20 protein-coding genes are annotated in these 26,207 nt (G+C 46.8%); 17 read left to right on the top strand and 3 right to left on the bottom strand.

Going from position 1 to position 26,207, the window contains the following annotated elements; genetic code table 11:
* Positions 1-9 precede the first annotated feature (9 nt).
* The 4 genes from AC1RNB_RS08455 to AC1RNB_RS08470 all read left to right on the top strand — a co-directional run bounded on the left by AC1RNB_RS08455 (position 10) and on the right by AC1RNB_RS08470 (position 4,655).
* Complete coding sequence (locus AC1RNB_RS08455; protein WP_493082234.1) at positions 10-1,368, top strand: Gfo/Idh/MocA family protein; 1,359 nt, start codon at positions 10-12, stop codon at positions 1,366-1,368.
* Positions 1,369-1,465: 97 nt separating this feature from the next.
* The gene (locus tag AC1RNB_RS08460; protein WP_493082235.1) at positions 1,466-2,353 is read left to right on the top strand and encodes a DMT family transporter; all 888 of its coding nucleotides are present in this window, start codon (positions 1,466-1,468) and stop codon (positions 2,351-2,353) included.
* A 143-nt stretch (positions 2,354-2,496) separates the two neighbouring features.
* Positions 2,497-3,510 carry a 3-dehydro-L-gulonate 2-dehydrogenase gene (yiaK, locus tag AC1RNB_RS08465; protein WP_493082236.1) on the top strand — a complete coding sequence of 338 codons (1,014 nt, stop codon included), beginning with the start codon at positions 2,497-2,499 and terminating at the stop codon, positions 3,508-3,510.
* Positions 3,511-3,638: 128 nt separating this feature from the next.
* Positions 3,639-4,655 (top strand): zinc-binding alcohol dehydrogenase family protein, encoded by a 1,017-nt coding sequence (locus AC1RNB_RS08470; protein ID WP_493082237.1) that lies wholly within the window; start codon positions 3,639-3,641, stop codon positions 4,653-4,655.
* A 78-nt stretch (positions 4,656-4,733) separates the two neighbouring features.
* On the opposite strand, the gene AC1RNB_RS08475 is transcribed toward AC1RNB_RS08470, so the two are convergent.
* The 3 genes from AC1RNB_RS08475 to AC1RNB_RS08485 form a co-directional block, all read right to left on the bottom strand.
* Positions 4,734-6,062 (bottom strand): Gfo/Idh/MocA family protein, encoded by a 1,329-nt coding sequence (locus AC1RNB_RS08475; protein ID WP_493082238.1) that lies wholly within the window; start codon positions 6,060-6,062, stop codon positions 4,734-4,736.
* 18 nt (positions 6,063-6,080) lie between these two features.
* On the bottom strand, positions 6,081-7,043 hold the full coding sequence (locus AC1RNB_RS08480) for a formylglycine-generating enzyme family protein (RefSeq protein ID WP_493082239.1): 963 nt from the start codon (positions 7,041-7,043) through the stop codon (positions 6,081-6,083).
* A 229-nt stretch (positions 7,044-7,272) separates the two neighbouring features.
* Positions 7,273-8,274 (bottom strand): FAD:protein FMN transferase, encoded by a 1,002-nt coding sequence (locus AC1RNB_RS08485; RefSeq protein WP_493082240.1) that lies wholly within the window; start codon positions 8,272-8,274, stop codon positions 7,273-7,275.
* Between the two features lie 52 nt (positions 8,275-8,326).
* On the opposite strand from AC1RNB_RS08485, the gene AC1RNB_RS08490 reads away from it, so the two are divergent.
* The 13 genes from AC1RNB_RS08490 (at position 8,327) to AC1RNB_RS08550 (ending at position 26,200) form a co-directional block, all read left to right on the top strand.
* Positions 8,327-9,250, top strand: a complete 924-nt coding sequence (locus AC1RNB_RS08490) for a hydroxypyruvate isomerase family protein (RefSeq protein ID WP_493082241.1) — start codon at positions 8,327-8,329, stop codon at positions 9,248-9,250.
* Between the two features lie 138 nt (positions 9,251-9,388).
* A complete protein-coding gene (locus AC1RNB_RS08495) occupies positions 9,389-10,258 on the top strand; it encodes a phytanoyl-CoA dioxygenase family protein (RefSeq protein ID WP_493082242.1) in 870 nt (289 codons plus the stop codon).
* A 127-nt stretch (positions 10,259-10,385) separates the two neighbouring features.
* On the top strand, positions 10,386-12,347 hold the full coding sequence (locus AC1RNB_RS08500; protein WP_493082243.1) for a sialate O-acetylesterase: 1,962 nt from the start codon (positions 10,386-10,388) through the stop codon (positions 12,345-12,347).
* Between the two features lie 100 nt (positions 12,348-12,447).
* Positions 12,448-15,159, top strand: coding sequence for a family 78 glycoside hydrolase catalytic domain (locus AC1RNB_RS08505; protein ID WP_493082244.1), 2,712 nt, complete (start codon positions 12,448-12,450; stop codon positions 15,157-15,159).
* Between the two features lie 54 nt (positions 15,160-15,213).
* Positions 15,214-16,266 (top strand): cellulase family glycosylhydrolase, encoded by a 1,053-nt coding sequence (locus AC1RNB_RS08510; protein ID WP_493082245.1) that lies wholly within the window; start codon positions 15,214-15,216, stop codon positions 16,264-16,266.
* Between the two features lie 23 nt (positions 16,267-16,289).
* Positions 16,290-18,659 (top strand): alpha-L-rhamnosidase-related protein, encoded by a 2,370-nt coding sequence (locus AC1RNB_RS08515; RefSeq protein WP_493082246.1) that lies wholly within the window; start codon positions 16,290-16,292, stop codon positions 18,657-18,659.
* Between the two features lie 236 nt (positions 18,660-18,895).
* Complete coding sequence (locus AC1RNB_RS08520; protein WP_493082247.1) at positions 18,896-19,615, top strand: phosphoadenylyl-sulfate reductase; 720 nt, start codon at positions 18,896-18,898, stop codon at positions 19,613-19,615.
* A gap of 23 nt (positions 19,616-19,638) precedes the next feature.
* Positions 19,639-20,547 carry a sulfate adenylyltransferase subunit CysD gene (gene cysD, locus AC1RNB_RS08525; protein WP_493082248.1) on the top strand — a complete coding sequence of 303 codons (909 nt, stop codon included), beginning with the start codon at positions 19,639-19,641 and terminating at the stop codon, positions 20,545-20,547.
* A gap of 81 nt (positions 20,548-20,628) precedes the next feature.
* The gene (locus AC1RNB_RS08530) at positions 20,629-21,870 is read left to right on the top strand and encodes a sulfate adenylyltransferase subunit 1 (RefSeq protein ID WP_493082249.1); all 1,242 of its coding nucleotides are present in this window, start codon (positions 20,629-20,631) and stop codon (positions 21,868-21,870) included.
* Between the two features lie 12 nt (positions 21,871-21,882).
* Entirely contained in the window at positions 21,883-22,716 is an 834-nt protein-coding gene (locus tag AC1RNB_RS08535) for a serine O-acetyltransferase (RefSeq protein ID WP_493082250.1), read from the top strand.
* 27 nt (positions 22,717-22,743) lie between these two features.
* The gene (gene cysK, locus AC1RNB_RS08540; protein WP_493082251.1) at positions 22,744-23,655 is read left to right on the top strand and encodes a cysteine synthase A; all 912 of its coding nucleotides are present in this window, start codon (positions 22,744-22,746) and stop codon (positions 23,653-23,655) included.
* A gap of 9 nt (positions 23,656-23,664) precedes the next feature.
* Positions 23,665-24,519 (top strand): uroporphyrinogen-III C-methyltransferase, encoded by an 855-nt coding sequence (gene cobA, locus AC1RNB_RS08545; protein WP_493082252.1) that lies wholly within the window; start codon positions 23,665-23,667, stop codon positions 24,517-24,519.
* On the top strand, positions 24,485-26,200 hold the full coding sequence (locus AC1RNB_RS08550) for a diflavin oxidoreductase (RefSeq protein ID WP_493082253.1): 1,716 nt from the start codon (positions 24,485-24,487) through the stop codon (positions 26,198-26,200). Before cobA ends, AC1RNB_RS08550 begins: the two co-directional genes overlap by 35 nt.
* Positions 26,201-26,207 lie beyond the last annotated feature (7 nt).

The raw sequence follows: 26,207 nt of genomic DNA on the forward strand, positions 1-26,207 counted from the left end.
AATTGCCATATGTCAAACTCACGCAGGGATTTCATCAAGCAAACCGCTAAGGCAGCAGCCGGCACTTATATTGCTACGGCAGGTATCAGTGCACAAAGTTATGCGCGTATCATGGGTGCCAACGATCGGGTAAGGGTAGGTGTGGTGGGTTTCTCTGACCGTCACCGCAGTTCGCATATCCCGCCATTCATGAAGTTTTATAAAGAGATGAACTTTGATATTGTTGGGGTATCCGATATCTGGAAAAGAAGAAGAGAAGAAGGCGCAGCCTTCCTGAAAGATAAAATGGGGCACGATGTTACCGGTTACCGCAACAACGAAGAAATGTATGCAGCCAAAGCTGTGGATGCAGTATTCATCAGCACCGCCGACTTTCAGCATGCCCTGCATTGCATAGAAGCCGTGAAAGCCGGTTGCGATGTGTATTGCGAAAAACCATTTGCCGAAACCATGGAAGATAACCGTGCTGCTCTGAAAGTAGTAAAAGCATCCGACAGGATCGTGCAGATCGGTTCACAGCGCAGAAGCGGGCCTAACTATAAGGCGGCGGCTGACTTTATACAGAGCGGAAAGTTTGGCCCTATTACCATGGTAGAATTAACCTGGAATGTGAACCAGCCCGGTCGCTGGAGAAGGCCCGACCTGGTAGCCAATTGCCGCGAAGCCGATCTTGACTGGAAACGCTTCCTGATGAATCGTCCTTACGAAAATTTCGATCCGAGAAAATACCTCGAATATCGTTTGTTCTGGCCTTATTCATCCGGTATGCCGGGTCAGTGGATGAGCCACCAGATTGATACGGTTAACTGGTTCAGTGGATTGGATCACCCCAGAAGCGTTACCGCCAACGGTGGTATTTACCAATGGAAAGATGGTCGTAGAAACTGGGATACTACTACTGCTGTATTTGAGTATGGACCAGCCAATGATCCTACTACCGGGTTCCAGGTAGTGTTCATGTCGCGCATGCACAATGGGGATGACAATCCCGCTGAACTTTATTACAGCAATGGGGGAGAACTGAATCTGATCACCAATAAAGTGTCGCCCAAAGGTGGTTTGCGTGCAGGGGCCGCCGCCGCCATGAAAATGCAGCCCAATCTGTTGCCGGAGCTGAATCTGACCGATACAGTTGTGAAGGTAGAAGCCGGTGCCAATACCGGAGGTGATGCCTTAACCACGGCACATATTCGTAACTGGATGGAATGTATCCGCAGCCGTAAGCAACCCAATGCACCGGTGGAAGCAGGCTATACACATTCTATCGCCACCATCATGGCAAATGCGGCCTGCCGCACCGGCGAGAAAGTAACTTTCGATGAAAAAACACAGGAAGTGATGGCGGGTGGAAAAGTGTTTAAATATTAGTAGTAGCAGCAGTTGGGTTTATATAGCAACGGAAAGGGAACTCCTTCGCGGATCATCCCTTTCTTTTTTTATGCAAGGGTGAAAAGAGGATCAGCTAATGACTGAGAAACAAAAAGCAAGAATCGCCGTATTACTCGGGAATTTTTTCTTCGGCACCAGTGTGATAGCTGTTAAGCATATCAGTCCGCACCTGGTTCCTCCACTGGCTCTAACAGCGATCCGGATCTGTTCGGCCAGTTTCCTTTTCTGGTCCATGTTTATTTTGAACCCGGTTAAAACCGGTATTGAAAAAAAAGATTATCTCCGTTTATTTCTCTGCGCCCTGGCAGGTATTACCATGAACCAGACTTTTTCTGTGCTGGGCATGGCGTTTACCAGTCCTATCCATGCGTCCTTACTCATTCTCACCACACCTATTACCATTACCATACTGGCTGCCTGGTTCCTGGGCGAAAGATTAACAAGGTTAAAAATAACCGGACTGTTATTGGGGATTTCAGGTGGTGCTTTACTTGTATTTGCGAGAGATGTATCCAGCATAACCGGCGAGAACCAGTCACTGGGCGATATGTTCGTGATACTGGGGGCACTGAGTTACTCTACCTATGTGATCGCTATCAAACCGCTGATGATGAAATACAAGGCCAATCATATCCTGCAATGGGTTTTCCTGTTCGGTATGTTTGCCAGCCTGCCCATTGGCTGGGGGCCGCTAACTACCGTGCAATGGGCATCTTTCGATTTTCTGAGTTGGTTCTGCCTGGTATATGTGGTGATGGGCGGAACTTTTTTTGCTTACCGCTTAATGAATTACAGTATCAATAAACTGGGTGCTGCCGTAACGGGTTCCTATATTTATACGCAACCTTTTTTTACTACTATTGCTTCTGTGATCATCCTGCATGAAGTATTGAGTCCGCCAAAGATCATGGCAGCGGTATTAATTATGGGAGGCGTATTCTTGGCGAATTACAAAAGAAAGTGAATAGGGATTAAGTAGTAAACAACCATCTCTCTGCGAAACCTCCGCCTCTCTTGTTCTCTGCGGTTGGTGTAAACTTCATCCAACCGCAGAGAACAGGGAGTTTTCGCAGAGAAAAAAGATTATCATTAACACAAACAGTTTATATGACAAGAGTTCCTTTTGCAGACATGAAGCAAACCATCAAAACCGCTTTCATCAAAGCAGGTATGTCAGAAAAAAAAGCAGATATCTGTGCACAGATCCATACAGAATCTTCACGCGATGGCGTGGCTTCGCACGGACTGAACCGGGTAGAACGTTTTGTAGAATACCTGTTGAAGGGATGGGTAGTGGCCGATGCAGAACCCAGTTTGGTAATTAATCTCGGTGCATTGGAAACCTATAACGGTAACCTGGGGCCAGGCGTACTGAACGCTCTGTTTGCCATGAACCGCGCTACTGAAATGGCTGCGGCGAATGGGATCGGTATGGTTGGTTTGCAGAATACCACACACTGGATGCGTGGCGGAGCCTATGGCTGGCAGGCAGCTGATAAAGGTTTTATCGGTATCTGCTGGACCAATACCGAATCCTGTATGCCACCCTGGGGTGCCAAATCGGAAGCGGTGGGTAATAATCCTTTTGTAATGGCCGTGCCACGTAAAGAAGGGCATGTGGTATTTGATATGGCCATGTCGCAATATTCATACGGAAAGATCTGGGGCATGGAAGGGAAAAACCAGCGCCTGCCTTTTCCCGGAGGTTTTGATGAAGAAGGAAAACTGACAGATAATCCCGATATCATTTCCAAAACCAGAAGGGTAGTGCCTATCGGTTACTGGAAAGGAGCTGGTTTTACCATCATGCTCGATCTGATCTCGGCACTGGTATCCGGCGGCTTATGTACGGCTGGCATTGATCAGAACGGCAAAGGCAGTTGTGGTGGTTGCTCACAGGTGTTCATCGCTATTGATCCGTTAAAGATCAATACGCAGGAGATGATCGATCAGGTACTGGAAATGACCGTGGCACAGCTGAAACACGCAGTGCCGGCAGAAGAAGGGAATGAGATCTTTTTTCCGGGTGAACAGGCAGCTAAAAAGAGAAAAGAGAACACGGAAGCTGGTATACCCGTAGATGATCTGATCTGGAATAAAGTAAAAGAACTGGCCAGCTAAGTGCGTTTAAAAATCTCTGCGAAAACTCTGCCTCTCTTGTTCTCTGCGGTTGGTGTAAGTTCTGGCAAACCGCAGAGGGGCGGAGAAGGGGAGTCTTCGCAAAGGGAATTCTATAAATCAATGCATGTATGAAAGCACTCTGTGTACAATCTCCCCATCATCTCATGATCGAGGAAAGGCCGATGCCTGAGATAAATACAGGCAATGAAGTACTCATCAAAGTAAAAGCCGCAGGTATCTGTGGGTCAGATGTTCATATCTATCATGGTACATCACCCGTAGCCACTTATCCGCGGGTAATTGGGCATGAGATAGCGGGAGAGATCATGGCTATCGGTACACAGGTAACTGATTTTGCTGTGGGCGATCGGGTGGTAATGGATCCGGTGATCTACTGCGGTAACTGTTACCAATGCAAAACTGGGCGGCGCAATGTTTGCAGCCAACTCCAGGTAAGATCGGTACATGTAGATGGCGGTTACCAGGAATATATTGTATTGCCACAGGAAAGTATCTATCTCATACCCCCGCAGCTCAGCTGGGAAGAAGCCGTGATGATTGAACCTTTTACCATTGCAGAACAGGTTTGCTGGCGGGCGCAGATCACCAAAGAAGATACTGTATTTATTATGGGAGCGGGGCCGGTAGGATTAAGTGTATTGAAGAGAGCGAAACTATCCGGTGCCACCTGTTATATTTCTGATATACTCGATACCCGACTGGCACTGGCTAAAAGCTATGATGCCGATGCGGTGATTAATGCAAAACAAACCGATCCCGGAGAAGAGATCAAACGGTTGACGAATGGAAATGGTGCCACAGTAGTCATTGATGCCGTCTGTTCCGTCAAATCTTTTGAACAGGCACTTAGCTATGTTTGTGCCGCAGGCAGGGTAATTCCATTGGGCTTTACCAAAGAACCTTCTGCAATTATGCAATTGAGTATTACCGCCAGAGAAATAGATGTGCGCGGATCGAGATTGCACAATAACCAATTTCCGGTAGTGATCGAACATTTCAAACAAGGGAGAATTGAAGTAGCAGATATGATCACCCACCGTTATCCTTTCACCGAAATTCATGCAGCACTCAGGCTGATCGAAGATCCGGCAGTGGAAAAAGGAAAAGTGGTCCTGTTATTCTAAGCAATAAAAAACCGCGCCTTTGCGCCTTTGCGTGAAAATTTTCTCGCGGAGGCGCAAAGGCGCGGTTAAAGACGACGGTTAATATTTGGTTACCCCAGGTGTTGCAATCGGGTAAAATCCATCCGCACCAGGCAATACCGGTGGTGCTGCATCCCATGCAAACACTTTTGGCATGATATCGAGTCCGGAATTAATGGCTTTATCCCAGTTCACTACCTGTCCGCTGTAAGTGGCCATTCTTCCCAGGATAGAAGTCATGGTACTATGCGCCCCATTCTCTGCATCAGCAAATTTGTATTCGCCTTTGGCAATGGCAGCAAACAGCTCATCATGTTCTACCTGGTAAGGGTTGGGTTCTCCCTTGGTATCAAAATGATATACCACTTTTCCTGATGCATCTGTGATATTGGCGGCACCGCAGAAAATTTTTCCTTTGGTACCGATCAGTAATTCATCCACTTTACTCATAGTGCCGGGTATGTGGCGGCACTGGCTGTTCAGGATCGATCCATCGGCATAGGTAAACTCCACATAGTGGTGATCAAAGATCTCGCCATGTTCTTTCCCTTTACGTACCTGACGGCCACCCATACCCTGGGCTTTCACAGGGTAGGCGCCTTTGAACCAGTTGATCACATCAATATTGTGAATATGCTGTTCGGTAATATGATCGCCGCAGAGCCAGTTAAAGTAGTACCAGTTACGCATCTGGTATTCCATTTCGGTTTGTCCGGCTTTGCGGGGTCTTACCCAAACACCATCATTGTTCCACCAGGCCTGCGCCGAAGTGATATCGCCGATCATGTCTTTGCGTTTGTACAGTTCACGGTAAGAGTTCTGGTAATGGCGCTGTAAGCCCACCACTACGTTCAGTTTTTTCTGTTTGGCAATAGCCGCGGTAGCCAATACTTTCTGCACACCGGCCGGATCGGTAGCTACCGGCTTTTCCATGAATACATGTTTGTTCTGTTTGATGGCTTCTTCAAAATGGATCGGGCGGAAACCGGGAGGTGTGGCCAGTATCACCACATCTGCCAGCGGAATGGCTTTCAGGTATCCATCAAAACCGGAGAACCTTCTTTCTGCGGGTACGTCGATCCGTTTGCGCGCATCGGCGTTTTTGGCATCTTCTTCATTGGTGAGCGACTCGTAACATTTATCAAGGTTGTCCTGAAAAGCATCTGCCATCGCCACCAGTTTTACATTCTGTTTGCTCTTCAGCGCCTGCATGACAGCACCGGTACCGCGGCCACCGCAGCCAATAAGGGCTACTTTGATCACTTCATCCGATCCGGCAAAATAATTGGCGCGGCTTAAAAAAGGTGCAGCAATCAGTCCACCGGCAATCAGTGAACTTTGTTTTACAAATTCTCTTCTGGAGTTGTTTTGGGAAGCATCGTTTTGCATAAAACAGATTTTAAAAGTTTATCGGCCCAGGTATTTGTTAAAAAAATCGTTGATCTCTTTTGCGGAAGGTGCTTGCACGGGTCTCACCAAACGGATACCCACCCAGCTGCCATCTGTTAACCACCATTTGCTCTGCGGAATCTGCGGGTCGCGGATATTCCAGTCGGGGTGAGATGCAAAACGATTGGCACTGCGTAACTCGCCGGCTGTTTGTTCAAAACCACCACCGCGCAGGGTTTTGGGGTATTTCTTTTTGTTGGGTGCCATTATCGGATCAATAGCGCTACTGAGTGCACTGTAGCGGTTGGCCTCATAATGATCCATGGTCCATTCCATCAGGTTGCCGAGCATATCATAAAGCCCCCAGGCATTGGGTAATTTTTCGCCCACTTTGTGAAACTTGTCTTCACTGTTATTGGCATACCAGGCATATTTGTCTAATTGGGTGCTATCGTTACCAAAATAGTAGGAGGTGGTACTGCCTGCGCGGCAGGCATATTCCCATTCGGCTTCTGTGGGTAAGCGGTAGAAGACGCCGGTTTTATCGTACAACCAGCGGCAGTACATCAAAGCCGCCATCTGCGACATACTGTTTACCGGGTAACCACCTTCTTTGCCCATGCCCCAGCTAAGGTCAATATACTGCGGACTGGGCCTCGTGATCGCATCAACATCGTTATTAGCGCTGGTATTCTCGTCTTTGAAAAATACATCAAAAGCATCGCGTGTTACTTCGTGGGCACTCATCCAGAATGCGGAGAGTTTGATTTTTTGTTGCGGACCTTCATCGGCTTCTCTTCTTTTTTCTGCGGGGGCACTGCCTATCAAAAACTCGCCCGCAGGAATAGGCTTCATGGTAAAACTGAGCGTACTGCCGGGTATCGATTGTTCGTAACTGGAAAATATGGTTTTATTGGTCTGTGCCCTGCCTGTTGCCACAAGCAGGAGGGAAGAAAATAACAGGAAAACAACTCTTTTCACGTAGCAATATTTGGTGGTGAAAAGATAGTGAAATAATCAAACCGAAAGCAGGATTCAATATGGTGGAATTTAGGTGATGGTCTTCACTGGATCGTATTGATTCCTATGTGAAAATGCGGCTTCGCTGAACTCTGTGGGTGCAGTAAAAACACTATCCAACCGCAGAGAACGAGAGGGCAGGGAGTTTTCGCAGAGAAAGTTTCATAGCAGATAGTTAAAAGAACATTACTCATCTCTTCCAGTACCGATTGAACCCCGGTGAGTCATAATACACAACATGCTTGTTCTGTAATTCTGTGATCAATAATTCAGCTTTCATTTTTTTCGCCAGTTGCATTGCTTCCTTAATAGAAAGAATACTACAGGCAGTAGCCAACCAATCGGCCAACGCGCCGTTATCAGCAATCACCGTTACATTTCTTTGCGAAGAAATACCATAGCCGGTTCGCGGATCTGCAATATGCGAATACCGTTTGCCTTTGTGTTCAATATATTGATACGCATCGCCGGATGTGGCAACGGCTTTGTTTTGCAATAACAGTTTTCGGGGTAAGAGATCATCAGTTGTTTCAGGTACGTTCACACCAATGGTCCAGCCCCGGCTATTGGGCGGGGGCTGACTCATCACCATATCTCCACCCGCATCTGCCAGCGATCGGGTAATTCCTTTACGGGTGAGATAGTTCACCACTTCCTGTGCCGTATACCCTTTGGCAATGCCGCCAAGGTCTAATTGCATTCCTTTCAGTGGTAAATACACACTGTGATCAGCCGGGTGCAGCTGTAGTTGCTGAAAACCCACCTGGGCTTTCCGTTGTACAACTTCTGAACTGTCAGGAAATTTTTTCTCCTTTCTTGCTTTCCGCCACAAACGACTCAGCGGACCGATGGTAATATCAAATGCATGTTTACTCTCTTGCCAGGCCTGGCGACTGCTGATCAATAGATTCCATAATCTGGAAGAAACAATCATGGGTTCTTTACCGGCGCTGGCATTGAGACGGCTCAGTTCACTCGTACTATCGTAATCACTGAACAGGCCATTGAGTGTATCTACGAGGGCAAAACATTCCCGCGCCAGCGCTACGGCTTCCAGCGAATCATCGGTTACGAGTAGCAGGTTAAAGGGCGAACCCATTTTATTTTCGGTAAAATGAAACTTTCTTTCCTGTGCGTGGGTTAACAGCCCGGTCAGGCAGGTTAAAAAAAAGAAAAGGAATAGTTTGTGCAAACTGTCTGTTTTGTGGTTGTTATCAGTAAATTTAAGCACAAAAAAAAGGCATATGCAAAGAAGAAAGTTTATGCAGCAAAGTTTACTGGCCGGTGGATCGCTGATTACAGCCAGCACTGCGTTCTCTGCACAGCAAAAAAAAGACCTGCTCGATAACAATGAACCCTTTCATCTGCCTTATGCCATCCACGATGGTATGTTCAAAAATCATGGAGGTGCTGATATTGTAGACCAGATCAAATTTGCACACTCTGTAGGCTTCCGCGCACTGGAAGACAATGGTATGATGAGCCGCACACCCGAACAACAAAAACGCATCGGCGACATCATGGAACAACTGGGCTGGCGCATGGGCGTGTTTGTGATCGAGTTCGATAAATGGCCCCTTTCAACCAATATGGCCGGTGGTAAAAAGGAATGGAAAGATAAATTCATCCAATACTGTAAGGATGCACTGGAAGTAGCCAAACGCTGCCGTGCCAAATGGGCAACCGTAGTGCCGGGTAATTTCGACAGAACCCTCCCCATGGGTTTTCAAACAGCCAATGTGATCGAGTTCCTCCGTCGCGGCGCAGAGATACTGGAACCTTCCGGATTGGTAATGGTGCTGGAACCTTTAAGTGATACGCCGGATCTCTTTCTGCGTTATTCCGATCAAACCTATGCCATCTGTAAAGCAGTTAACAGTCCTTCCTGTAAGATCCTGTTCGATATGTACCACATGCAGCGAAATGAAGGCAATATCATTCCCAATATGAACCGTGCCTGGGATGAGATCGCTTATCTGCAGATAGGAGATAATCCCGGTAGAAAAGAGCCCGGTACAGGCGAAATGAATTACCGGAATATCTTCAAACATGTTCATGGTAAAGGATACAAAGGGGTGTTAGGTATGGAACATGGTAATGCGGCTCCGGGTAAAGAAGGAGAACTGGCCCTGATCAAAGCGTATCGCGAGGCAGATAGTTTTATGTAACGCTCTGCGAAACCTCCGCTTCTCTTGTTCTCTGCGGTTGGTTAAAGCTTCATCCAACCGCAGAGAACGAGAGGACGGGGAGTTTACGCAGAGGAGAACGAGCTAATTCAAACAGCTTAATAATTATATACCGGCTTTATGTCATTTGCCTTCACCGCTTCACAGATTGCAGCATATCATCGGGATGGTTACCTGTTGATCAAACAGTTCTGCAGTAAACCTGAGGTAGACAAACTGTATCATACAGCACTGGAAGATGATGCCATGCATAAAAACGCCCTGGATCTGAATGACCAGTCGGGCAAAAAAACAAAACTCTCTCTCTGGTTCACGCCAGGTAACGATGTATTTGGCTATTTAACGCGGAGCGAAAAAATGGTGAATGGAGTAGCTGCTTTACTCGATAGTGATGCCCCTGTCTGTCATTTTCATTCCAAGCTGATGCAGAAAGAACCGCGGGTAGGTGGTGCCTGGGAATGGCACCAGGATTACGGGTATTGGTATAAAAACCAGTTTATGTTTCCAGACCAGCTGATCAGTGTTATGGTGGCTTTAACACCTGCTAATAAAGAGAACGGCTGTTTGCAGGTGATCAAAGGTTCGCATAAAATGGGTCGGGTGAACCATGGTTTTGCCGGCGAACAGGTAGGTGCCGATATGGTAATGGTGAACAATGCGCTGCAAAGCATGGAACTGGTGTATTGCGAGCTGGAAGCCGGGGATGCCTTGTTCTTTCATCCCAACCTGCTGCACCGCTCAGAAGCCAATCTGTCGGAACATCCGCGCTGGTCCATTATTTCCTGTTACAGTTCCCAATCCAATCTGGCGTATAACGAAAGTTCTGAGTCATGGAAAGTGCCGGTGAACAAAGTACCGGATGAAGCTTTGTTACAATGGGATGCGGCTTCTTTATCGGAAGCCGACTTTCTCAAAAAAGAAAATGATCCGGCCTTGAAAGAAACAGGATGGGAGAAGGACGAGAGCAGCATCGATCAAAAGAAAATATAGCGCTGCGAAACCTCCGCTTCTCTCGTTCTCTGCGGTTGGTGTGAGTTCCATTCACCGCAGAGAACGAGAGAGCGGGGAGTTTACGCAGAGAAAAGAAAAATACATCTATACAATTGATAACACCACTATGAAAAAGATCCTGCTTGCCTTTTTACTGGTTACCCTATTCACAGATACCCATGCCCAGTTACGTATCCCACAGATTTTTGGTGATAGTATGGTGCTGCAAAGAGACAGATCCATTCCTGTCTGGGGTTGGGCCGCCAAAGGAGAGAAGATCACTGTTCAGTTGCATGATCAAACCAAAACAGCGGTAACCAGTGCTGATGGTAACTGGCGGGTAAACCTGGATGCTGAAAAAGCAGGTGGTCCTTATCGTTTGGTAGTGAAAGGCAGTACGCAGATTGAATACAAAGATGTACTGGTGGGGGATGTATGGATCTGCTCCGGACAGTCGAACATGGAATGGACCGTAACCAATACCAACAACAGCGAAGCAGAAATTGCTGCGGCCGCTTATCCAACGATCCGCCAGCATAAAATCCCTAATACCATCTCGGTTTATCCAGCTACAGATACCAAGGCCGGTAACGGATGGCATAGTGCCAACCCCGCGCAGGTAGGTAGTTTTACCGCAGTAGGTTATTTTTTTGCCAGGAACCTGCAGCAGGAACTGAAGATCCCCATCGGTTTGATCAATACCAGCTGGGGGGGTACCGATGTGGAAACCTGGACAAGTCGCGAAGCTTTTGAACGCAGCGAAGAATTCAGGGATTTGTATAAAGGAGTACAGCGGGTAAATCTTGATTCCATTGCTGCTACTAAAAAGAAACAGACAGAAGCAAGGATCCAAAAAATACAAGGTGTATTACCCACCGAAGCGGTCATTGCCTCCTGGAAAGAATCTGGATTCAACGATCAGTCATGGCCCGAAATGAAATTGCCGGGTTTATGGGAGTCGCAGGGATTGCCCGATCTGGATGGCATTGTATGGTTGCGTAAAACCATTACACTTACCGCAGCACAGGCAGCCAATGGCGCCGATCTTTTGCTTGGTATGATTGATGATAATGAAGAAACCTATGTAAATGGGGTGAAAGTGGGTTCTACCAATGGGTACAACCAGAAACGATTATACATTGTTCCGCCAGGTGTTTTTAAAGAGGGTTCCAATACCATTGCCATCCGGGTAGAAGATACCGGTGGGGGTGGTGGTTTGTATGGAGATGCTGCTGAACTGCAGTTAATCTGTAAAGGCAGTACTGTTGCGCTGAGTGGTGCATGGAAATTCCAGGTGGCATCGGTTACGCAATCTTCTTCTGTAGGACCGAATAGTTTTCCTTCTCTCTTATTCAATGCCATGGTACACCCGCTGATTCCCTATGCCATTAAGGGAGCCATCTGGTACCAGGGAGAGAGTAATGCGGGCCGGGCCTATCAATACCGCAAAGCTTTCCCGCTCATGATCAATGATTGGAGAAGCCGCTGGAAACAGGGCGATTTTCCTTTCTATTTTGTGCAACTCTCCAGTTTCAACTCGGCCAACGGAAACAGCCAGCAGGGCAGTACCTGGGCCGAACTGCGAGAGGCGCAAACCATGACGCTCTCTTTACCTAATACCGGCATGGCCGTAACCACTGATATCGGTAATGCAAAAGATATTCATCCCCGCAACAAACAGGATGTAGGGAAACGGTTGGCATTGGTGGCCCTGCATCATACCTACAGTAAAAATGTGGTCTTTAGTGGACCCGTTTATCAGTCTATGAAAGTAACCGGCAAAGATGTGACAGTTTCTTTTACGCATGATGAGGGTTTAAGAACCCGAGGACAGGCCGATATGCTGGCAGGATTTGAAATAGCCGGTGAGGATCATAAATTTTACAGAGCCAATGCACGCATCCAGGGCAGGCAGGTGATCCTCAGTGCCACAGAAGTGGCTGTGCCCATGGCTGTTCGGTATGCCTGGGCCGATGATGCAGGTGCTGCCAATCTATTTAACCAATCCGGGTTACCGGCAGTGCCTTTCCGTACCGATAACTGGCCTGGGATTACTGTGAACGGGAAATACCGGATAGCGGGCAGATAGTTGTCTACCTGTTGGGGCAGCACAGTTCATGATGGTTAAAAGAGAACTTAGTTTAGTTTTCCGTATATACTTATAACGCTATCGATAAACATTTCCTGCCATGAAGAAAATTCTATGCCTGCTGCTGCCCTGTTTGGTAGCTACTGCTTTTGCCCAGACCTCAGTAGGTCATCTCCTGACTGAGAACAAACCCAACCCTATTGAGGTAGAAGAACAGGCGCCCCGCTTTAGCTGGCAGCTTTCGGCCACACAGCGTAATACCATGCAAACAGCTTATGCCATCCAGGTATGGGAGGCAGGTAATAAAAAGAATACGGTATGGAGCTCCGGAAAGATCATGTCTGATCAATCCGTGTATGTTCCTTACGCAGGCAAAGTTTTGCAGAGTGGAAAAAAATATAATTGGTCGGTACAGGTATGGGATAACCATACAGCCCAACCCGCTTCCAGCGAAGCCGGGAGTTTTCAGATGGGCCTCTTACAAATCACCGATTGGAAAGCCCGATGGATAGAGCCCGGCTATAGGGAAGATTCGGTGATGCGTCCCAGCCCGCTATTCCGCAAACAGTTTGCTGCCAATAAAAAGATCGTATCCGCTACCGCGTATATTACCGCACATGGATTGTATGAGGCACAAATCAATGGGAAGCGCATCAGTGATGCGTATTTTACGCCCGGCTGGACAGCTTACAAGAAACGTCTGCAATACCAGGTATATGATGTAACCTCACTTTTGCAGAAAGGAGCCAACGCTATTGGCGTTACCCTTGGTAGTGGCTGGTATAGAGGGGTAATCGGTTTTTCCAATAACAGGAATGTGTACGGAAAAGATATCGCGCTGCTGTTTCAGTTAACCATCACTTACAGCGATGGCAGTACCGAACAGGTGGTATCTGATGACAGCTGGAAATCAAGTACCGGAGCCATCCGTTACAGCGAGATCTATAATGGTGAAACCATTGATGCCCGCGAAGAAAAAACCGGCTGGACATTACCGGGTTATGATGATAGTAAATGGAGCGGCGTAAAAACCACTTCACATCCGATGAATGTATTGGTAGCCACCTACAATGAACCGATCAGACGGAAAGACGAATTCCAGGCAAAACGGATCATCACCACCCCTTCGGGCGAAAAAGTGATCGATTTTGGCCAGAACCTGGTAGGCTGGGTTACACTGAAAGTGAAAGGTAATGCAGGCGATAAGATCGTGGTATCGCACGCGGAAGTACTCGATAAAACAGGCAATTTTTATACCACCAATCTTCGTGCCGCCAAAGCGCAGGATACCTATATTCTGAAAGGAGGCGAAGAAGAAATATTTGAACCGCATTTTACCTGGCATGGTTTCCAGTTTATCAAACTGGAAGGATATCCCGGCGAACTAAAGCCAGAGAATTTTACTGCAGTGGCACTGTATTCAGATATGCCCACAACCGGCACCTTCTCTTCTTCGCATCCATTGGTGAACCAGTTACAGCATAATATTGAATGGGGACAGAAAGGCAATTTCCTCGATGTGCCTACGGATTGCCCGCAGAGAGATGAACGGCTGGGCTGGACGGGTGATGCACAGGCATTCTCCCGCACCGCTGCCTTTAATATGAACGTGCATAATTTCTTTGCCAAATGGTTAAAAGATGTGGAGGCCGACCAGTTACCCACCGGCAGCGTGCCCTTTGTTGTACCGAATGTATTAGGTGCCGGCTCAGCAGGTTCCGCCGGTTGGGCCGATGCAGCTACCATTATTCCCTGGAATGTATATCTCGCCTATGGCGATAAAAAAGTATTGGAGAACCAGTACAACAGTATGAAAGCCTGGGTGGGTTACATGCAGAATAATAGTACAGATTATCTCTGGAACAAAGGATTCCATTTTGGTGATTGGTTGTTCTACCGTCCACATGATGATAACGATGGAAAATCTGCTGTAACAGACAAGTACCTGATTGCACAATGTTTTTATGCGCATTCTACGCAACTACTGATCAATACAGCGCGGGTGTTGGGGAAAACAGCAGAAGTAACCAGTTACGAATCGCTGTTGAAAAATATCAAAGAGGCTTTTGCTAAAGAATACCTTACTGCCACCGGCCGACTGGTATCCAGCACACAAACTGCGTATGTGTTGGCGTTGAATTTTGATATGTTGCCTGAAAACCTGCGCGCGCAGGCTGCAGAAAGACTGGCGGCCAATGTGAAAGATTACGGCAATCACCTCACTACCGGTTTTCTCGGAACGCCTTATCTCTGCCATGTGTTAACCCGTTTTGGTTATACAGACCTGGCGTATAGTTTATTGCTGCAGGAAAAATATCCTTCCTGGTTATATCCTGTAAAAATGGGTGCCACTACTATCTGGGAAAGATGGGATGGTATCAAACCCGATGGAACCTTCCAGGTGCCATCCATGAATTCATATAACCACTATGCTTATGGTGCCATCGGCGATTGGATGTATAGGGTAATGGTGGGCCTGGATACTTATGAAGACGGTACCGGATACAAACACAGTAAAATTCAACCGCATATTGGAGGTGGTTTTACCAACGCCGCTGCCAGCCTGCAAACCTATTACGGCAAACTCAGCAACAGCTGGAAAGTATCCGGCGATCAACTAACGATGGAAATAGAAGTACCTGCCAACACAACTGCTACCGTATTCGTTCCCGCCAAAACTGCCGATGCTGTTACAGAAAGCGGTACTCCCATTGCACAATCAAAAGACATCAAATTGCTCGAAACCAGAGAGGGCTACGTAAAACTCTCCCTCGGTTCCGGCAAATATCAATTTGTAGTAAACAAAAAATAGTCCATATCCAAATTCACTCATTCACTCATCCACTCATTCACTCATTGCTCCTATATGCGAACCCTATTCAACATCTGCATTGTTTTCTTCCTATGCCTTGCAAACCTCTCTGCCCAATCCCCCCGTTGGTCCATCGAAAAAGCCAATGCCTGGTATAGCCAACACCGCTGGCTGGCCGGAGCCAATTATATTCCTGCCAATGCCATTAACCAGCTCGAAATGTGGCAGGCCGATACCTTTGATCCTGCTACCATTGATAAGGAGTTAGGCTGGGCAGAGAACCTCGGTTTTAATACGCTTCGCGTTTACCTGCATAGCCTGGCCTGGCAGCAGGATGCAACCGGGTTCAAAAAACGGATGGACCAGTTTCTCACCATCGCAGCCAAACATAAGATCGAACCCATTTTTGTTTTCTTCGATGATTGCTGGAACAAAGTGCCCCGCATCGGCAAACAACCCGAACCTAAAACAGGAATTCACAATTCCGGTTGGGTACAGGATCCGGGTCAGCCGATGTCGAACGATGTAAGCATTTATCCCCGCCTCCAAAAATATGTGACGGATGTATTAACGCATTTCAAACACGACAAGCGTATCCTTTTATGGGATCTGTACAACGAACCGGGTAACAGCGGCAAAAAAGATTCTTCGCTGGTATTATTGAAGAAAGTGTTTGAGTGGGCCAAAGCAGCCAATCCGGATCAACCGATCAGTGCGGGTTTGTGGGACTGGAACCTGGAGAAATACAATTCGTTTCAGGCACTTAATTCAGATATCATCACTTACCACAATTACGATGCACCGGCCGATCACAAACGGGTGATCCAGTTATTAAAAGCGTTTGGCCGACCCATGATCTGCACCGAATACATGGCCCGCACCCGTAACAGTTATTTTGCCAATATCATGCCCATGCTGAAGCAGTACAAAGTAGGTGCCATTAACTGGGGATTTGTAAATGGGAAAACCAATACCATTTTTGCCTGGGACGATCCGCACGGCGATGGTTCGCAACCCAAAGAATGGTTCCATGATATTTTCAACAAAGATGGCAGCCCTTATCGCCAGGAAGAAGTGGACCTGATCAAAAAGCTGACGAAACAATAGTAACAGATCAATACCTGTTCATCATGAAAAAGTATTCCCTCCTTTTCTTATGCTTCACCATACTGGTTGCAGCGGCACAGGAATCCATTACTATCAATCCTGCTTTGTTAAAAAACAGCTGGCCCGCTTCCTGGATCAGTTGTCCGGATGCACCTCAACGCGAATACGGTGTCTATCATTTCCGTAAAACCATTTCGCTGGCGCAGAAGCCTTCCCGTTTTGTGGTGCATGTATCGGCTGATAACCGGTATCGTTTATTCGTTAATGGGAAAGCAGTTTGTAATGGCCCTGCCCGTGGCGATCTGTATAACTGGTATTTTGAAACGGTTGATATAGCACCTTACCTGCAGGCCGGCAACAATACCCTGGCAGCACTGGTATGGAATATGGGAGAGCTGGCGCCGGTGGCACAGATCAGTAACCAGACAGCTTTTGTATTGCAGGGCGATGGGGATGCAGAAAAGATGGTGAATACAGGCGATAGCTGGAAAGTTTTTCGTGATACGGCGTATACACCTTGCTCAACAGATAATGGTTCGCGTTTAAGAACCTATATGGTGATTGGTCCCGGCGACAGGGTAAATGCTTCTGCTTATCCCTGGGGATGGGAACAGCCTGGTTATAACGATGCTCACTGGCAACCAGGTAAACGTCTCAGTAACCCGGTAACGGCTGGTTATGGCACTGATAATCTCTGGACCTTACAACCACGTAATATTCCACTGATGTTCGAAAAGCAGCAACGGATCGCATCGGTTAGGGAAACAAAAAATATTTCGGCTACAACTGATTTTCTGAAAGGAGGCAAACCATTGGTGATACCGGCTCATCAAACCATATCTGTTTTACTGGACCAGGGATTTAATACCGTTGCGTATCCTGAATTACTGGTCAGCAAGGGTAAAGGCGCTTCTGTTACGCTTACTTATGCCGAAGCGTTGTTCGATAAAAATGGGTTGAAGGGAAACCGGAATGAGATCAAAGACAAAACCATCAAAGGCAATTACGATATTTTTTTACCTGATGGAGGAAGCCAACGTTTTTTCCGTCCGCTCTGGTTCCGTACGTATCGGTTTTTGCAATTGGATATCACCACGCAGGACGAACCCTTGCAGATAGAAGACATCTATGGTTCAGCAACGGGCTATCCCTTCACCGTAAAAGCCTCCTTCAACAGTAACGATGCCTCACTGCAGCAGATCTGGGATATTGGCTGGCGTACCGCGCAACTTTGTGCGGGAGAAACTTATTTTGATTGTCCTTACTACGAGCAGTTGCAATACGAAGGCGATACGCGTATTCAATCATTGATCTCCTTGTATGTTGCGGGTGATGACAGACTGATGCGCAAAGCCCTGCTGGATTTTTATCATTCCCGTGTGCCGGGAGGATTAACCCAGGGACGTTATCCCAGCAGCCGTTTACAGGTAATTCCGCCGTTTTCTTTATACTGGGTATCGATGATCTATGATTACTGGATGCACCGGAAGGATCCAGCCTTTATCCGAAATTTTCTGGTACCCATTACCGGTGTGCTGGATTGGTATGAACAGAAAATTGACCAGCAGCAACAAATGCTGGGCCCCATGAAATGGTGGGGTTTTGTAGATTGGAACCATGCCTTCCCCAATGGCGTACCCGATGGGGCCACCGATGGAAATTCTTCCGTGATCACTTTACAATATGTAGCCACTTTACAACAGGCCGCAGCATTGTTTGATGGGTTTGGCAGAAAAACAGAAGCGGCCCATTACCGGCAACTGGCAGATCAACTGAACAAAGCCACTTATCGTTTATGTTTTGATCAGACAAAAAGGGTAATGGCCAATACACCGGCTAAAAAAACATTCAGTCAGCATGCAGGTATCATGGCTGTATTAACCGGTGCTATTCCGGAAGCAGACCAGCAGGCAGCTTTGCAGAAAATTCTTTACGATACCTCTCTCAGCCAGGCCACTTTCTATTACCGGTTTTATCTGAACCGGGCATTGAAAAAAGCAGGCATGGCAGACAGGTATTATTCGCAGTTAACGCCTTGGCGGGGAATGATCGCCAATGGCCTCACTACTTTCGCAGAAAATCCTGATCCCACCCGTTCTGATTGTCATGCCTGGAGCTCCAGTCCGAATTACGATTTCCTCGCCACCATCTGTGGTATTGTACCGGCTTCGCCGGGATTTGCTTCTGTGCGCATTGAGCCAGCCATGGGAGAGTTAACCAGTGTGCAGGGCGAAATGCCCCATCCGCAGGGAACCATTAAAGTGAATCTGCAGCGAATAGGAAGTATCGGTGTAGAAGCCCGAATCAACCTGCCAGCCCAACTCAAGGGCGAATTCATCTGGAAAGGAAAACGCATTCTGTTAAAAGGAGGCGAACAAATGATTCGGCTGTGAGTTGGCAGTCAGTGCATTAGACTTTTTAAACTAACATCCATTCGTTCTGTTTTCTGCTACTGAAAAAAAGTCTGTTAATTTTATTGTCTATTAAGTATGTAGACTATATATTTGCCTATCAATTAAGTAGACTTTATGCTTTTCAGAACAACTTCTATTAAACCGTTACCGTGTTGCTGTTGCTGATGTAATCACATTTGGCATAACAGTTCTCTTTACCCTACAACACGTTAACCATGGAAGTTATTTCAACACCAACCCTCGCACAACTACAAACAAACATCAAGTCTCTCAGCATCAGAGAAACCTTACAGCTATTAGCAGAACTCTATCCGGGCAAACTGGTGTTCTCTACCAGTTTCAGTATGGAAGACCAGGTAATTACCCATGAAATTGCTGAAAGCGGATTGCCCGTTCATTTGTTTACGCTGGATACAGGTCGCTTGTTTGCAGAAACCTATTCTGTCTGGAATAGTACGCTTACACGTTATGGCATTCCGGTAAAAGCCTATTATCCTGATCGTTCATTGCTGGAATCCTTTGTAGAAAAAAATGGTCCCAATGCATTTTACGAATCGGTAGAGAACCGGAAAACCTGTTGCCAGATCCGGAAAGTAGAACCCCTGAAACGGGCTCTTGCAGGCAACGCGGTATGGATTACCGGCTTACGTGCCGAGCATTCTTCTTCCCGGCAGGATCTGTCGCAGCTGGAATGGGATGAAGCCAACCAACTCCTAAAATACCATCCTTTGCTTAACTGGGATACGGCAGCGGTAAAAAACTATATCGCGCAGCACAACGTGCCGTATAATCCTTTGCACGACCGTGGTTTTATCAGTATCGGTTGTGCACCCTGTACCAGGGCCACCCAACCCGGCGAAGATTTCAGGGCAGGCCGCTGGTGGTGGGAAGACAGCAGTAAAAAAGAATGCGGCCTTCACGAAAAACAACATTGAATCAATTATTATAACAGAAACAAATGTCGAAATATCAATTGGATTACCTGGAGCAGCTGGAGTCGGAAGCCATACATATCATGCGCGAAGTGGCAGGACAATTTGAAAAACCAGCTTTGTTATTCAGTGGAGGAAAAGATTCCATTACACTGGTTCACCTGGCACTGAAAGCATTTCGGCCGGGGAAATTTCCTTTTCCGCTGGTGCATATCGATACCGGTCATAATTTCCAGGAAGCCCTGGATTTCCGGGATGCACTGGCAGAAAAAACCGGAGAGAAACTGATCGTTCGCCAGGTGGCAGACACCATCAAACAACAAAATCTGACAGAACCCAAAGGGAAATTTGCAAGCAGGAATGCTTTGCAGACATTCACCCTGCTTGATACTATTCAGGAATTCAAATTTGATGCCTGTATCGGTGGCGCCCGGCGCGACGAAGAAAAAGCACGTGCCAAAGAAAGAATCTTTTCTGTGCGGGATGAATTTGGCCAGTGGGACCCCAAACTGCAACGCCCCGAACTCTGGAATATATACAATGGCCGTATTCACAAAGGGGAGAACGTTCGCGTGTTCCCCATCAGTAACTGGACGGAACTGGATATCTGGAATTATATCCGTCGCGAAAACATAGAACTGCCCTCGATCTATTTTGCACACGACCGGGAAGTGCTGGAGCATGAGGGGCAACTGGTGGCGCTGTCGGAGTTTATTCAGCGGGAAGACACTGATAAAATCAGCACCCGCAGAGTTCGGTACCGTACGGTAGGAGATATGACCTGTACGGCAGCTGTTGAATCCAATGCCACTACCATCGATGATATCATCAACGAGATCATTGCCACCAAAACCAGCGAAAGGGGAGAAACCCGGATCGATGATAAAGTGTCGGAGGCAGCAATGGAAGACAGGAAAAAAAGCGGATATTTTTAGGTCAATAGTGAATGGTAAATAGTCAATCATCATTTCATCATTCACCATTGACAATTCACCATTCACAACTCACAACTCACCATGGACATACTAAGATTCATTACTGCCGGCAGTGTAGACGACGGCAAAAGCACACTGATCGGCCGTTTGCTATACGACAGTAAATCGATCATGATTGATCAGTTGGAAGCGATTCAGAAACAGACACGAAACCGCGAGGAAGGAGATATAGACCTTGCCTTGCTCACAGATGGTTTACGGGCTGAACGCGAACAGGGGATTACCATTGATGTGGCTTATAAATATTTCTCTACGCCCCGCCGTAAATTCATTATTGCCGATGCACCCGGCCATATCCAGTACACCCGGAACATGGTTACCGGTGCCTCCAATGCCAATCTGATCATTATCCTGATTGATGCGAGGCATGGAGTAATAGAACAAACAAGAAGACATTCGATCATCGCATCCTTACTGAATATACCACATGTAGTGGTAGCTGTGAATAAAATGGATATGGTGGCATATTCACAGGATACCTATAATAATATTGTGATCGATTATGCAAAAGTGGCAGCTTCACTGGGCCTGAAGAACGTGACCTATCTTCCTATCAGTGCATTAAATGGCGATAATATTGTGGATCGTTCTCAGTTTCTTTCCTGGTACGATGGACCTACTTTACTGCACCTGCTCGAAACAGTAGAAGTGCATAGCGATATTGATCTGACACATGCCCGTTTTCCGGTACAGTATGTGATCCGTCCGCAAACCGATGCATTGCATGATTACCGGGGTTATGCCGGTAAACTGATCAGCGGGATCTATCAAAAAGGAGATGCCGTTACGGTACTGCCTTCAGGTTTGCAGAGCACTATTAAAACCATCGAAATCGGAGGCAAAGAAGTGGAAGAAGCTTTTGCACCGCAAAGTATTGTTTTACACCTCGCCGACAATATAGACGTTAGCAGGGGAGATGTGCTGGTATCGTCCGATGATCTGCCCAAACTGGAACAGGAACTGGATGTACTGCTCTGCTGGATGGATAATAAACCTTTGACAGCCGGAAGCCGTTACCTTTTACAGATCAACAGCTATCTCGTAAAAACGATTGTGAAAGAGATCCAATACAAACTGGATGTGAATTCCTTGCAGCAGGAACCTTCTCCGGCAACAGTAGGACTGAACGAGATCGTGCGGGTCAGGATCAAAACCGCCTCTCCTGTGGCGTTTGATGCTTATAATGACCTGCGGATAAATGGAGGTGCCATTCTGATAGATGAAACCAGTAATGTAACGGTAGGGGCCTGTATGATACAATAAACAACTAAGAAAATGGACAATCATTCATTCATACAAAAATTGCACGGGCGGCATGTTCAATGTGTTCTCTCTTTTCCAGACAGGGCATTGGCGCATGCGTTTATTGATGATCTGTTTGAATTTTTGTTCATACCCAAAGACAGTAGACTGGTGTCGGCTGATGATCTGGACAAAGCGTACGAACTGCTGCAACAACGTTTTTCTGTGCTCGCATCCGCTGTGATCAGTGATAAGAAGGAATTAGAGAAAGTGACCCTTGCTTTTTTTGCTTCGATACCTGATCTGCACGATAGGTTATTAAAAGATGCACAGGCTATTCTGGCATTTGATCCGGCGGCTGGTTCGGAAGAAGAAGTCTTGTCTGCCTATCCCGGTTTTTATGCAACGGCGGTATATCGGTTATCGCATCTGTTATCGAAGGAGCATGTAAAGATCCTGCCAAGGCTGTTTACAGAATATGCCCATAGTAAAACCGGTATCGATATTCATCCCGGGGCCATCATCGGCGAATCTTTTTCGATCGATCATGGAACCGGCGTTGTGATCGGTGAAACAACAGTGATCGGTAACAACGTGAAATTATACCAGGGGGTAACATTGGGCGCATTAAGTGTGGAGAAAAAAGATGCCAAGAGTAAAAGGCATCCAACCATACAGGATAATGTAGTTGTTTATTCAGGGGCCACTATTCTGGGAGGCGATACCATCATCGGCCATGACAGTATCATTGGTGGTAATGTATGGCTCACCTATAGTGTAGATCCTCATTCGGTTGTATATCATCAAAGTGAGATCCGGGTAAGGGATAACAACCCTTTTCCGGAACCCATCAATTTTATCATTTAATAAACAGTAAACACAAATAAAAAAACTATGAAATTCAATAACATTCTCGCCACCATCGGAAATACACCGCATGTAAGAATCAACCGCTTATTTGGTCAGAACCATGAAGTATGGATCAAACTGGAAAAAACCAATCCGGGTGCCAGCATCAAAGACAGGATTGCTTTGGCCATGATCGAAGATGCAGAAGCAAAGGGCTTGCTGAAACCCGGCAGTATCATTGTGGAACCTACTTCCGGGAATACCGGAATCGGACTGGCACTGGTGGCTGCCGTTAAGCAATACCGGATCATCCTGGTGATGCCCGAGAGTATGAGTGTGGAGAGACGTAAACTGATGTCGGCTTACGGCGCTGAATTTGTATTAACTCCCCGTGAGAAAGGCATGAAAGGTGCCATAGAGAAAGCCGGAGAAATTGTGAAAGAAACCTCAGGAGCCTGGATGCCGCAACAATTCGATAACCCGGCCAATGCAGAGATACATCGTAACACAACAGCAGCAGAAATCCTGCAGGACTTCCCCGACGGGTTGGATTACCTGATTACAGGTGTGGGAACAGGCGGTCATATTACCGGTGTGGCTGAAATACTGAAAAAGAAATTCCCCTCGCTGAAAGCATTTGCGGTAGAACCGGAATTATCTCCTGTATTAAGCGGCGGTGCGCCATCACCACATCCTTTACAGGGAATCGGGGCAGGTTTTGTGCCTTCGGTGTTGAATGTATCCGTACTGGATGGCATTATACAGGTAAGTAAAGAAGAAGCTTTTTTCTTTACCCAACGCCTGGCCAAAGAGGAGGGAATCCTGGCAGGAATATCTACCGGTGCATCGCTGGCGGCAGTTTCTAAAAAACTGGCTGAGATCCCTGATGATGCAAGGATTCTGACATTTAATTACGACACAGGAGAAAGGTACTTATCTATAGAAGGACTCTTCTAAAAACCTAACATGAACCCATTACAAGCAAAAGGCAAAGTAATTCTGGCAGGCGCCGGTCCGGGCGATCCCGACCTGATTACGGTAAAAACAGCCAATTACCTGCAACAGGCCGATGTGGTACTGACTGACAGATTGGTGAGCAAGGTGATCCTGCAGCGCTATGTAAGGCCTGCGGCCCAGATCATAGAAGTGGGTAAACAATGCCGCCGCGGCGTTTCAACGCCACAGGAAACCATTAATCAATTGATTGTAAAATATGCTACAGCAGGCAAACTGGTGGTAAGACTGAAAGGCGGAGATGTGGCTTTTTTTTCCAATGTGCTGGACGAACTGGAAGTGTTGGTTGCCAATGGGATTTCTTATGAGATCGTTCCAGGTATTACGGCAGCATCAGGCGCCTCTGCGTATGCGGGGATTCCGTTAACTGCCAGAAACCATGCTACCGCTGTTCGTTTTTTAACCTATTACCAATCATCTGTGGTGAGTGATGATTATTGGAAAGAACTGGCAGCCACTACTGATACATTGGTATTTTATATGTCGTCCGAAACCCTCGATGGATTGGTGAATCATCTGATTGCAAATAAAATTGCTGCTGATACAAAGCTGGCAGTAATAGAACAGGCAACTACCCCCTACCAACAGGTATATACCTGCGGTATTTATGAATATGCAGAAAAACTAAAAGACCGTTCCTTCCTTTCGCCCTCGCTGATCATCGTAGGTAAAGTAGTGGCATTACAGGAATCATTTGCCTGGTTCAGTGGCAGCAATCTGGGAGAATATTATTTCAAACCCTTGACCAGTACGGTTAAATCCATACATACGCATGAACAACCCAAACAATATGCTGGCAGAGCATAAACAACAATTGCTGACCGAACTGCTAACCGGTGCAGGTAAAGAGGAATTGATCTGGATCAACGGGTACCTCGCTGCCCTGATCAATGGTGCGGAAGTTCAGTCGGAAACAGTTTCGCCGGCAACAGCCAAGAAAAAAATAACCCTTGTTTACGGCACAGAAACGGGCAATTCAAAACGGGTGGCAACTGAATTGGCTGCCAAAGCCAAAAAACAGCAGCTACAGGTAAAACTGGCCAGTCTTGACCAGTACCGGTTAACAGATCTTGCCCGGGAAGAAAACCTGTTTGTGGTTATCAGTACCCAGGGTGATGGGGAACCTCCGGTGGCTGCGCAGAAATTTTACGATCATATTCATCGAAATGGTTTCCGCTTAGACCAGGTAAACTTCAGTGTACTCGCTTTGGGCGATTCCTCTTATCCTTTGTTCTGTAAAACAGGGGAAGAGGTAGATGCACAACTGGAAAAACTGGGAGGTAACAGACTCGTGCCCATCCGTAAATGCGATGTGGAGTATGAGCAGGATGCAGCTGCCTGGTTTGCCGAAGTATTACATTCTGTACAAACATCCTCAGTGCCACTTCCATCAGCTGTAACATTACCAGCATCTTCTTCTGCCAAAGCAAATAAAAAAATATACACGGCCACCGTAGCTGGTAATCAATTACTGAACGATAAGGGCTCAGACAAAGCCATTTATCATATTGAGTTACTCGCCGATGAGGTAGACTATCTGCCGGGAGATTCAGTGGGTATCGTTCCGGAAAATGATACGCAGCTGGTTGAACAGATCATAAAGCTAAGCGGTGCCGACCCACAGCAACAGGTATTGCATAAAAACGAATCATTAACTATCGAAACTGCGCTGAAAAAAAAGCTAGCTGTTTCGCACCTGCACGAAAGAGTAGTTAAAAAATACGCAGCTATTGTTGAACAGGAGATCCCGGAACAGAAAATGGATCTGCTGCAGTTGCTGCAATTGTATCCGCTCAAAAGTACAGCTCAGTTTGAAGAAGTGGTTAGTATCCTGCCCGCACAATCGCCGCGGATCTACACCATTGCTTCTTCGCCCGCTGCACATGCAGGCGAGGTGCACCTGACAGTGGAAGAAGATCTATTTGACGTAAACGGCGAACAGAAAACAGGTTTGTGTTCGGGTTATTTGTCAGGAATATCTGAGGGGCAGCCCCTTGATTTCTTCGTACAGAAAAATAAACGTTTCCGCTTACCAGCAGAGGATACAGATGTATTGATGATTGCAAAAGGTACAGGTATTGCTGCTTTCCGCTCTTTTCTGGCAGAAAGGGATGCTGCTGGCGCAAGGGGCAGTAACTGGTTATTCTTTGGGGAAGAAAATTTTACAACCGACTTTCTGTATCAAACAGAATTACAGGATTGGTACCAGACAGGTGTGTTAAATGGTATCTCACTCGCATTCTCAAAAAACCAACCACAGTCTTTTCAGGTCCAGGATAAACTGCGGGCACATGGCAAAGATGTGTATGCCTGGATCTCAAGGGGTGCGCATATCTATGTATGTGGCGAAAAATTGCCCATGAGCGAAGAAGCAGAAGCGGTTTTGCAGGAGATCATAATGCAGTATGGTAACTTATCGGAACAGGAGGCCAGTACTTATTTTGAAAAAATGAAAGAAGAGGGAAGATATTCGAAGGATGTTTACTAAGCAGAAA

Source organism: Sediminibacterium sp. GW821-FHT12F12 (assembly GCF_058806635.1).